8 protein-coding genes are annotated in these 10,114 nt (G+C 59.8%); 4 read left to right on the forward strand and 4 right to left on the reverse strand.

The window, feature by feature from the left end; genetic code table 11:
- Nucleotides 1-709: 709 nt before the first annotated feature.
- Nucleotides 710-1,690, reverse strand: a complete 981-nt coding sequence (locus ACFQX9_RS37685; protein ID WP_377792026.1) for an ABC transporter substrate-binding protein — start codon at nucleotides 1,688-1,690, stop codon at nucleotides 710-712.
- Between the two features lie 435 nt (nucleotides 1,691-2,125).
- On the reverse strand, nucleotides 2,126-3,754 hold the full coding sequence (locus tag ACFQX9_RS37690) for a winged helix-turn-helix domain-containing tetratricopeptide repeat protein (protein ID WP_377792027.1): 1,629 nt from the start codon (nucleotides 3,752-3,754) through the stop codon (nucleotides 2,126-2,128).
- A gap of 113 nt (nucleotides 3,755-3,867) precedes the next feature.
- On the opposite strand from ACFQX9_RS37690, the gene ACFQX9_RS37695 reads away from it, so the two are divergent.
- Both ACFQX9_RS37695 and ACFQX9_RS37700 read left to right on the forward strand, forming a co-directional pair.
- Nucleotides 3,868-5,097: a CynX/NimT family MFS transporter gene (locus ACFQX9_RS37695; protein ID WP_377792028.1), complete on the forward strand. Its 1,230-nt coding sequence runs from the start codon at nucleotides 3,868-3,870 to the stop codon at nucleotides 5,095-5,097.
- A 42-nt stretch (nucleotides 5,098-5,139) separates the two neighbouring features.
- A complete protein-coding gene (locus ACFQX9_RS37700) occupies nucleotides 5,140-6,162 on the forward strand; it encodes a methyltransferase (RefSeq protein ID WP_377792029.1) in 1,023 nt (340 codons plus the stop codon).
- 215 nt (nucleotides 6,163-6,377) lie between these two features.
- Here the strand turns inward: ACFQX9_RS37700 and ACFQX9_RS37705 are convergent, their stop codons facing one another.
- Nucleotides 6,378-7,055 carry a tripartite tricarboxylate transporter substrate binding protein gene (locus ACFQX9_RS37705; protein ID WP_377792030.1) on the reverse strand — a complete coding sequence of 226 codons (678 nt, stop codon included), beginning with the start codon at nucleotides 7,053-7,055 and terminating at the stop codon, nucleotides 6,378-6,380.
- Between the two features lie 13 nt (nucleotides 7,056-7,068).
- Here ACFQX9_RS37705 and ACFQX9_RS37710 point away from each other — a divergent pair, with 13 nt between their 5' ends.
- On the forward strand, nucleotides 7,069-8,505 hold the full coding sequence (locus tag ACFQX9_RS37710) for a winged helix-turn-helix domain-containing tetratricopeptide repeat protein (RefSeq protein WP_377792031.1): 1,437 nt from the start codon (nucleotides 7,069-7,071) through the stop codon (nucleotides 8,503-8,505).
- Between the two features lie 204 nt (nucleotides 8,506-8,709).
- Here the strand turns inward: ACFQX9_RS37710 and ACFQX9_RS37715 are convergent, their stop codons facing one another.
- On the reverse strand, nucleotides 8,710-9,486 hold the full coding sequence (locus ACFQX9_RS37715; RefSeq protein WP_377792032.1) for a hypothetical protein: 777 nt from the start codon (nucleotides 9,484-9,486) through the stop codon (nucleotides 8,710-8,712).
- Between the two features lie 221 nt (nucleotides 9,487-9,707).
- On the opposite strand from ACFQX9_RS37715, the gene ACFQX9_RS37720 reads away from it, so the two are divergent.
- Nucleotides 9,708-10,055: a phage integrase N-terminal SAM-like domain-containing protein gene (locus tag ACFQX9_RS37720; RefSeq protein WP_377792033.1), complete on the forward strand. Its 348-nt coding sequence runs from the start codon at nucleotides 9,708-9,710 to the stop codon at nucleotides 10,053-10,055.
- Nucleotides 10,056-10,114: the final 59 nt, after the last annotated feature.

The following is a 10,114-nucleotide window of genomic DNA, read 5'->3' on the forward strand; positions in this document are numbered from 1 at the left end:
ATCGTTTTGGTGTGAAGATCTGACCGACATCTAAAAATGCTGGTCAACGTCCGCTCAGGGTCACAGGACTAAACCGCTCGCGCGGTAGAACGCGCGGCTGGCGACACGGTGAAGCAATCGGCGGCAGCTCATGGTGACGAGCGATGCAATTCCCGTTGGCGATGATTGGATAATCGAGAGCCTGCTGATCTGAGAGTTCGCGTCGCAGCACGCCAATAACACAAGAGCCAACTCGAACCCGGCATTCTCGACCGTGATTGTGTGCGCCATTGCGCTCGTTGGACCCGGTCCAGGAATCTCGACGCAAGCAGAGTTATGAATGCGATGATGCTCTTGACGAGCGATTCGAAAGAGTTTTTCGGCTCGGTAGCTCAGAAGGCTTTGCAGGTCGATAGAGATCAGTTTGCCTCTTGAGACCGAATAGCAAGAAACTCACGTTTAGATTGTGTGGTGAGGTATTTTTACTGCGGCCAGGTCCTTGAAAGTACGGGTGCCGCCAAACATCAAATCCTCATAGACGACCCCAGTGATCGTCTGAAGGTTGTTTGACGCGACTTAGATCCATTACGAGGCAACGTCCTACGCCCCCAGCGCGGTTTCTGGAGGCTTTCGGACGCCGGCCCTCGGAGCCCGCGGCTCCGTCACTCACTGGGCCGGCATCCGAAACCCTTCACAATTTCGGACTCATGCACCGCGGCAAGAGCTGCCGCTATTCGATTACCTCGTCGGCGCGAGCGATGATTGCTGGCGGGATAGCGAGACCGAGCATCTTGGCCGTTCTAAGGTTGATTGCGAGTTCAAATTTCTCAGGTTGAACCACTGGCAAATCGGCTGGTTTTTCTCCCTTTAGAATGCGACCGACGTACACTCCCGATAAGCGGTATCCTTCCGACAGGTTTGCCCCATAACTTACGAGTCCTCCTGCGCTTACATACTCGCGCCACGGATAGACGCCTGCCATGGCGTAGCGCGCTGCGAGCGAGACGACCTGCTGACGATGATCATTGAAGAGCGCATCCGCGCCCACCAGAACCCCGGCAATGTCACGTTTTGCCAACGTGGCGAAGGCCGCCTCGATCGAAGGCCCGTTATCTGTACGAAGAACCACTAGCTCGCGGCCTAATTTCTTTGCCGCCGCAAGCAAATCATGCTCTTCGGCTTCGACCCCGGGTCGATTGGTATTTACCAGCGCCCCGATTACCCGCGGGGTCGAGGTTAGCTCGCTCAGCAGTTCAAGCCGCTTGGCGTCGAGTTCGATAGTCAACCCGGCGTTCCCGGTGACATTGCCGCCGGGGCGATTGAGACTTGCCACCAAACCGCTTTTTACCGGGTCGGATACAGCTGCGAAAACAATCGGGATAGTGTTGGTCGCCGACTTGGCCGCGAGCGCCGCTACTGGACCACCGGCGGTCGCGATGACTGCAACTGATCTGCTGACCAGCTCGGCGGCCAATGCCGACAAGCGGTCGTATTGGTCATCCGCCCCGCGGTATAGGATGGTTAGGTTCTCGCCTTCCACGAAGCCCGCCTCCTTCAGCCCACGTCGAAGACCTCCCGATTGATCATCACGCAATTTGGCTGGGCCACTGCTGAGGACGCCGATCAATGGCAAGAACTGCTGCGCTCGAACTGCTCTTGGCCATGCGGCCACCGCGCCGCTCAAGAGCGCCATGAATTCGCGACGTCGCATGCTTTCCTCGCATGTCAGAGTTAGCGCCGCAGCAAATTAGCATACTCCATTGGCTGGCACGAGGTAGGTCATGTCCGTGCTGGATCAATATGCGAAGTACTCAACGTGAGAAAATCTGGTCCGCCATGAGGCAGCGGATACTGCCCGGCGAGCAATCCTCTCCAATCCAAGCTTTAGCATGACTCACAGCTTATTGGCGTCAGCTCTGGCCAGACTCTGGCGAGCGGCGGAAGCCAAAGTCGCCGCTCGGCAGGTGTTGGCGCTGCAGCCGTCCTTCAGTTCAAGCGGATATTGCAATGCTGTTGGCATCACCCCGGCGCTTGCGGCAAACCTGCAAGAAGCTTGGCACCAGGCCGGCCTGCCGCCCTAAGAGATTTCTGTGCTAAACGAAGCGACCGCGATTTCGGCTGGCTGGGCCATAAGCAGACTTCGGGCTCACTCCGGCAGTCCCGCCCTGCGAAGGCCTTCGGCATACCTGGCCATGTCTTCCGGACGGCGCATGGCGGTTAGTTCGCCAAGATTGGAAACGCGCAACGTGGGATCGATCTCACGCAACCGCACCATTGCTTTCTTGGCAATATCCAATCGGCCAGCGAGCGCATTTCCGGCTGCGGCCATACGCAGTGCCATGTGGAAATTTGGGGTCTCCCGCAGTATCTGTTGCGCGCACGATGACGCCTCGTCATACCGACCGGAAAAATAGTGCGCGAATGCAATTGTGACACGAACTCCGGCCACATTCGGATCGAGCGGGCTTAGACGTACGACATGCGTTAGGTGCTGGAGTGCCGTTTCCGGACTACCGAGCCATATCTTCACCCACGCGCTCGCAAACCAGGCAAACGCATGGTTCGGATTTAACGCAAGCGCGCGATCGAGGTAGAGGCCTCCAGTGTCAAGGTCGCCGCCCGAAAACGCGATGGAGTCCCCGCCCTTTGCAAGCGCGGCCGCGTCGTCTTTCCCCAGCTCTACCGCAGCATACGCAAGCCGGAGAGCTTCGCTGGTTTCGTGGGATCGGTCTGTCACCCAACGATTGGCCTTCCGTTGGCTATAACACCACGCGGCAAAGCCGTAGGCCAAGGCGAAATCAGGATCAAGTTCGATCGCACGGTAGAAAAGTCGCAAAGCTTCTTTGTTCGCGTCCCTGGTCCACCGATAAACAACTGCCAAGCCGCGCAAATAGTGATCGTAAGCGTCAAGGCTCTGGATCGGCTTGCGCTTGACACGCTCGATCTCGGCCTGCTCCAGCTTTGGTATCAGTGCGCCAATGACGCTCGTCGTCACCTGATCCTGCAGAGCGAAAATATCGCCGAGCGCCCCCTCGAAGCGATCCGCCCAAATATGCACCCCAGTGCTGGCGTCAACAAGCTGGCCGTAGATACGCACTCGCCCTGAAGCGTTGCGCACACTGCCTTCGAGCACGTAGCGCACGCCCAGATCGCGACCGACTTGCTTGATATCGACCGCCCGACCCTTATAGGTGAAGCTGGAATTGCGGGCGATGACGAACAGCCAGCGCGCGCGCGACAGCGCGGTTATGATGTCTTCCACGATGCCGTCGGCAAAGTATTCTTGCTCCGGATCGCTGCTCAAATTCGCAAAGGGCAGTACGGCGATTGAGGGTCGGTCGGGCAGTGGCAAAACATTGGAATCCTTACCCGCCCGCGGTGGTGGTTCAGCCGAAATGCGCTCAGGTACGTCTCGATCAGCGGGATGGGTGGTCCCTTCTCCCGCCTTGGCCGTTGCGGCTATCGGGTTTTCATGTACTGGGGCTACAAACCGCACCCCCTTGCGGGCGACCGTTCGGATCATTTGCTGCTTTTCGCCGGTATCGCCGATGGCGCGCCGAGCCGCATTGATCCGGCTGCTGAGCGTGGTCTCCGAGACGATCCGACCCTGCCAAACAGCAGCGAACAGATCGTTCTTGGTAACGACCCGGTCCCTATTCTCGATGAGGTAGACGAGAACGTCGAAGACCTGGGGCTCCACATGGACGACGTCTTCCTGGAGCCGGAGCTCACAGCGACCCACGTCGATCGTGTAGCCCGCAAAGCAAAAGGTCATTCGACCGCTCCATCTTCGACAGAAATCCGACTGCTCTCAAGACAAAATCAAAGCCGTCTCCAAGCTTTCCTGCCGCTGTCCAGCCAGCATAGGCCATGATGCGGAGACCCGCCATGCCCAGCCTATCCGATCAGATCATGGACCCCTTTCTTGGCCGGTGGCGCCGCCTGGCCTTGTTGTTTGGCGTGCGCACCGCGATGGCATTCCAGTTCGAGAGCGTTGCGGCGCTCGCTCCAATGATCCGCAGCGAGTTCAGTGTTGGGGTGGCCGATATCGGCTTCCTCATTGGCCTCTATCTCGCTCCCGGGATCGTGCTCGCCTTGCCCGGTGGCGCCATTGGCAAGCGTTTCGGCGACAAGCCTACCGTCCTCGTTGGGTTGGCGCTGATGATCTGCGGCGGCCTGATCATGGCCCTGACGGGAGTCTGGCATCTGCAAATTGTTGGGCGGCTGATGGCAGGCATCGGCGGCGTCCTCCTCAGCGTCGTGATGGCGAAGATGGTCACGGACTTGTTCGTCGGCAAGGAGATCGCAACGGCGATGGGCATTCTCATCAACTCCTGGCCGTTCGGAATCGCGCTGGCGCTCCTGGCCTTGCCTCCTGTTGCCGTCCATGGCGGCGTACCATTGGCGTTTCTGCTCTCGACCGCATTCGTCTTTGTCGGGTGGATTGTGCTTGCCGTGTTCTATCGCCAGCCAGAGATCCAGGCCGTCGCCCATGTCGGAGAGGACTGGCCGTCGGGACACGCGTTGTGGGCGGTGATCGTGGCGGGGGCGATCTACGGTCTGGTCGTTGGAAGCTTCGGCATGATCTTCGGTTTCGGTCCTTTGTTGTTAGCCGAACGTGGCTGGACCATCGCCAGTGCAAGCTCGGTGACGAGCATCGCGCTGTGGCTTGCCTTCATTTCCACACCGCTTGGCGGACTTGTCGCCGATCGCTCAGGGCGTCACGACGCCGTCATGGTCATGGGATTCGTCGCCTCTGCTGTCATGCTTACCGCGGCGGCACGGACTGACGCTGTGGTCGCCGCCTTCGTCGGGCTCGGGCTGGTCAGCGGCTTTCCGGTCGGCGTGATCATGAGCTTGCCCGCCCGAGTATTGTCGCCATCGATACGCGCCGGCGGCATGGGAATTTTCTTTGCGCTTTTCTATCTCTTCATCGTGGTCGCGCCTTGGGTTGGCGGGTGGCTTGCCGGGTGGGCTGGAAGCGCGCGGGTGACCTTCGATCTGGGAGCGGCGATGCTGGTCGCGGGCTGCGCGGCCCTGTGGCTCTTCGAGGCCCTGGCCAGTAAAGCGCACCGGCAAGGATCGCATTGGTCAAGCCCCGCCGGCAAATCGTCGTGAATGGAACCCGAGGCCGGAAGTAGCACCAGGAGGATATGATCCATGAATAGCGCAGCTGATGAAGTCATGGACCTGATATTTGGCCGCTGGCGGAGTCAGACGCTCTATGCTGGTACGGAACTGGGCGTATTTGATCACCTCGACAAGGTGAAAGGGAAGCACGCGGAAACGATTGCTCTCGAATTAAATGTTGATCCGGCTCTTCTGTATCGCCTGCTCCGGGCGCAGGCCTCCCTCGGACTCCTCTTGGAGGACGACACTCGAGGGTTTGTCCTCACCGACAAGGGTTACCTTCTACGCGGGGATCATTCCCAATCCCTGAAGCCCATGGCGAGGCTTGAGGAGGGACCACAGCACTATGCGCTATGGAAGCACCTGCCGGCGATGATCCGAGACGGGAAACCGAACGCATTTGTGCGAGAGTTCGGTCGAATGGCCTTCGATTACGCACTGGAGAGCCATGACTACGGCGAGAGATTCAAGCATGCCATGTCGAGCTACTCCGCGGTCCAGTCTACATTGGTGCTGGAAGCGTTGCGTGGCTACGACTTCTCCGGCATTCGAACCATTTGCGATGTTGCCGGTGGCCACGGGCATTTGATGTGCGCCTTTCTTCAAGCCCACCCGCACCTTTCGGGCATCGTTATCGATCTTCCCGAAGTGGTGAAGGATCAGGATGAACTCTGGGCGCCGAAGTTTGGGCTTCAAGATCGTTGTCGGTATGTCGGCGGAGACATGTTCGAAGAAGTTCCCACCGCCGATACCTACAGCCTCAAAATGATCCTGCACGACTGGAATGACGGCGAGTGCGTCGAGATACTGTCGAACCTGCGACGGGCGGCGCCATCTGGGGCGCAGCTCTTCATTGTCGAGCACGTTGTGCCCGGGCATGACGTGGCGCATTTTTCGAAGCTCTTCGACATCCATATGATGTGCTGGGGCACTGGCCAAGAGAGAACGGAAGCCCAATATGTGCGGCTGATGGAGACGGCGGGATGGAAGCCGGCTGGCTCCCACTACCCCGGCAATCGCCTGATCGGAGTCATTGCCGGCGTCTGTGCGTAGCTTGCGGAACTCACGATCGTCGGAGCCGACCCTTGGTTGCCGGTAGGCTTATCTCATCGACTGCGTGCCGTTCTTCCGCAATGGGTCAATCGCGTCGGTTGGGTCAAGGGCCGGCGGCTTCCGGTTTGCCCTGACATGCCGACTTTCTCAGAGCGGGTCGAACGTCGCAGTTGGGCAAAAAGAGACATCGGGGCGAAGGCGCGCAGGGGCAAGGGTCAGTCCGACCGGGCGCCGAGTTCCTCGATGATTTTTTTCCAGTCGACGAGGCGTTCCAACACGAAGTCTCTGTACGCGGCGGTGCCCAGGTAGAACATATCTTCATTCAACCGCGCCAACGTTGCCGTGAAGGCGGACTCGGCCATGCCCTTCCTGAAGGCGTCATGCAGGATCTTGACGACCTTCGGGTCCATGCCTTTCGGTCCGGCAAGTCCGTATGGCGCGGTGACGACGATGTCGATGCCGGATTCCTTCAAGGTCGGGACCGATGGCCAATTCTTGGCACGCTCGGCGCCCCAGGTGACCAATAGGCGCAGGTAGCCGGAGTCCACGTACGGAGCCCAGGAGGAAGTCGTGGTCGCGACGGCGTGAATGTTGCCGCCCAGCAGGCTGTTAATCGCATCCGGATCGCCCCGGAATGGAACGGAGACCCACGTGATGTCTTGCTGCTTGGCAATGCGCTCCATAGTGAGTTGCTGAAAAGTGCCGACGCCGGGCGTGCCATAGCTGATCTTTCCGGGATTTGCCCTGGCGTCAGAGAGAAACTCCTCGAATGTTTTCCAGGGCGCATCCTTCCGCACGACCACACCGTACGCGAAGCCCATCACCCCGATAATGTAGGTGAAGTCCTTGCTCGCATCGTAGGTTGCCTTCTTGAGGTCGGGTGCGATCAGCATCGAGGGAACGGTTGTGCCGTCCCCCGGAACACTGGTCACAAAAGAAGACCTGATGGACCAGGTGTGGCCGGGCCTCAACGTCGGGGAGAACACCATCCAGGTGCATGTGTCGGCGCTACGCAAGGCGCTCGGCGAGGACATCAGCGGGCAGCGCTTCATCGTGACAGTGCCCGGTCGCGGCTATCGTTTCGTTGCAGGAACCGCCGAGCAGGTCCATTCGGCCGAACGGGATGCGGGACCGGGGCTCGCACTTCCCGACAAGCCGTCGATTGCGGTCATGCCATTCCAGAACATGAGCGGAGATCGTGAGCAGGAGTACTTTGCCGACGGCATAGCTGAAGACATCATCACCGCGCTGTCGCGCATAAAATGGCTGTTCGTGATCGCCCGCAATTCAACATTCACCTACAAAGGCCGCAGCGTTGATATCAGGCAGGTCGGCCGCGATCTCGGCGTGCGGTACGTCCTTGAAGGTAGCGTGCGCAAGGCCAGGAGGCGGGTCCGGATCACCGGGCAGCTGATCGACGCTTCCACCGGAGTGCATTTGTGGGCCGATACTTTCGATGGCGACATCGTAAACGTGTTCGAGCTCCAGGACCGGGTGACCGTCCGTGTGGTCAGTGCCATTTCGCCGACGCTTGAAAAAGCCGAGATCGAGCGCGCCAAGCGCAAACCGACCGACAGTCTCACGGCGTATGACTGCTTTCTGCGCGCCAAGGCGTGCATGTACCAATGGACGCGTGAGGGAAGCGACGAGGCATTGCGCCTGTTCAAGCAAGCAAGGGAGATCGACCCCGCCTTTGCCTGCGCCTATTCGATGGCGTCAGCGTGCTACTGGTTGCGAATTGCGAGCGGTTGGATATCCGATCTCGATCGGGAGAAGACGGAAGGCACCGAGCTGGCACGCCGCGGAGCTAGACTAGGCGAGAACGATGCAGTCGCATTGGCGGCGTCCGGACATGCCTTGGCATATGTCGCGCACGATCTCGACACCGCCGCGGTATTTGTCGAGCGGGCGCTGACGCTCGATCCCAATCTGGCGGCGGCGTGGGAATGCAGCGGGGCGGTCCGGGCCTGGCTCGGCGATCCCGACACAGGCATCGAGCACCTGAGCCGCGCGCTCCGGCTGAGCCCGCTCGATCCGCTCATGCCGCGACGGGTGAACATGATCGGCTTCGCGCATTTCATCGCCGGCCGCTACGGCGAGGCCTTGTCCTGGGGGACGCGTGCCCTGCGCGACCAGCCGGATTTCCTAGCCGCGTTGCGGCTGGTTGCGGCGAGCAGCGCGTGCATCGGCCAGATGGATGAGGCGCGGGCCGCAATGGCGCGCCACCTGCAACTTGATCCCACGATGCAGCTGTCGAAGCTGAGGCGATATAATCCGACGCGAAAGCCGGCCGACTTTGCGCGCTTTGCCGGAGCGTTGAGGAAAGCCGGGATGCCGGAATGACCACGTCCTGACCTCGCCCATTTCGGAATGGCGGACCGCACTCGAATCGCAATATCGACTGATGCACAATGACCGCTTGGGGTCAAAATGCGAAGAACTCAACGTGAGCAAATCGGCCCGCCATGCCTCGGTGAGCGGACCTCGTGGGGCGCCGCTGCCACTTCGCTGATGGGCCAGCAACCGAAGTTGCCGAACAAGTCTGGACTATGAACGCGGGAGATCGAACTCGAAAATTCGGCCGTAGTTACGTACGGGTGCGCGAGTGCCGGATAGACGCAGTGCACACCAAAAAGCGACTTGGTTTGCAGTCAGAACTGGGCGTCCAAGACTTTCCTCCAAAGCCTTAATCACCCCAATGGCCCGGAAGCCGTTGCCACCAATGAATACGCCTTCGGCGTTTGTCGGCACATGCGAACGGACCCAGTCATAGAGTTGGTCTGGCTCTATAGCCTGCTGATTCGATGGCAAGCTCGCCGGTCCGCTGTAAACAACTTCCAGCCCTTGGCTCCCGAAGTAGGCAACACCCTTCTGATCCATTTCGGTTGAGAACCATGGTGGACTGATGAGCGCAACCTTTGTAGCGGAGAGCGCACCCAGTGCGGCAGCAGCAGCGGCGCACGGAACGACCACCGGGATGCCTCGCGTGCGAGCTTCTAACCGGGACTTAAGCGTCGCATCATCGGCTGCGCCTCGAACATAGCTGCTGCTACTGAAACCGAAAACGATTGCGTGGAGCGGAGCCATCGCCAGCATCTCGGCAGCATCATCCACCGCAGGCGGATCGGCAAAAGCGCGAACAGGGTCATTCGCGACGGTCGGGTCCATCGTTCCGCCCGGTCTGTAGCCACCAAACGGAATGCGCGCGGCGTGTATCGAAATCCCATCAGGAGCGAGCGCATTGAATTCCGCTTCTGGAACTATATCAGCGTGGGGTGTGAGAACGCCGATCCGTGTCTGGCCCCATCCATCCGGTTGCCACATGATGATCTCCTGCCACAGAAGTCAGTCCCAGCAGATTAACTCGAGGTTACGTCCTTTGCTACCGCATGGTTCTGCGATTGGATGTCCGCTGCGGGTCACAGGACTAAACCGCTCGCGCGGTAGGCACGACGGCCGGCAGCGCGGCTGAGAGGATAGCGCAACGAGGCGTCCTGTCTTGAGATGAGGGGTTCGCAACCTTCACCCAAGACAGGAGCATCCCCATGACCGACGAGGCCACGAGCCCGTTGCGGCGGCGCATGATCGAAGACATGACGATCCGCAAGTTCGCGCCGAAGACCCAACATGACTATGTGCAGAGGGTCAAGAACTTCGCGGTATTCCTCGGGCGATCGCCGGAAACGGCGAGTTTTGAGGACGTGCGGCGCTACCAGCTGCATCTGGCATCGAGCGGCGTTGGCGTGCCGACTATCAACCAGACCGTCTCGACGCTGCGGTTCTTCTTCAAGGTTATGCGCGATGACCAGGACCACGGAATCATCGACGAACGCGTTCACGGCGGCCTTTGCGGCGCGGCAATCAGGATGGAAGTGCAGCGTCAATCAGGATGAGAGAGCTTCGCCGGGCTCGTGACGCAGGGAGGGCGTAGCCCGACCGGAGTTACGAGCCC

This window comes from Bradyrhizobium sp. GCM10028915, from assembly GCF_042666195.1.
In the GTDB taxonomy this organism is placed as follows: domain Bacteria; phylum Pseudomonadota; class Alphaproteobacteria; order Rhizobiales; family Xanthobacteraceae; genus Bradyrhizobium; species Bradyrhizobium canariense_D.

Excerpts from the sequence above, each read along its gene's own strand:
- ACFQX9_RS37685 (WP_377792026.1), bottom strand. The coding sequence starts at position 1,690 with ATGCGACGTCGCGAATTCATGGCGCTCTTGAGCGGCGCGGTGGCCGCA.
- ACFQX9_RS37690 (WP_377792027.1), bottom strand. The coding sequence starts at position 3,754 with ATGACCTTTTGCTTTGCGGGCTACACGATCGACGTGGGTCGCTGTGAG.
- ACFQX9_RS37695 (WP_377792028.1), top strand. The coding sequence starts at position 3,868 with ATGCCCAGCCTATCCGATCAGATCATGGACCCCTTTCTTGGCCGGTGG.
- ACFQX9_RS37700 (WP_377792029.1), top strand. The coding sequence starts at position 5,140 with ATGAATAGCGCAGCTGATGAAGTCATGGACCTGATATTTGGCCGCTGG.
- ACFQX9_RS37705 (WP_377792030.1), bottom strand. The coding sequence starts at position 7,055 with ATGCTGATCGCACCCGACCTCAAGAAGGCAACCTACGATGCGAGCAAG.
- ACFQX9_RS37715 (WP_377792032.1), bottom strand. The coding sequence starts at position 9,486 with ATGTGGCAACCGGATGGATGGGGCCAGACACGGATCGGCGTTCTCACA.
- ACFQX9_RS37720 (WP_377792033.1), top strand. The coding sequence starts at position 9,708 with ATGACCGACGAGGCCACGAGCCCGTTGCGGCGGCGCATGATCGAAGAC.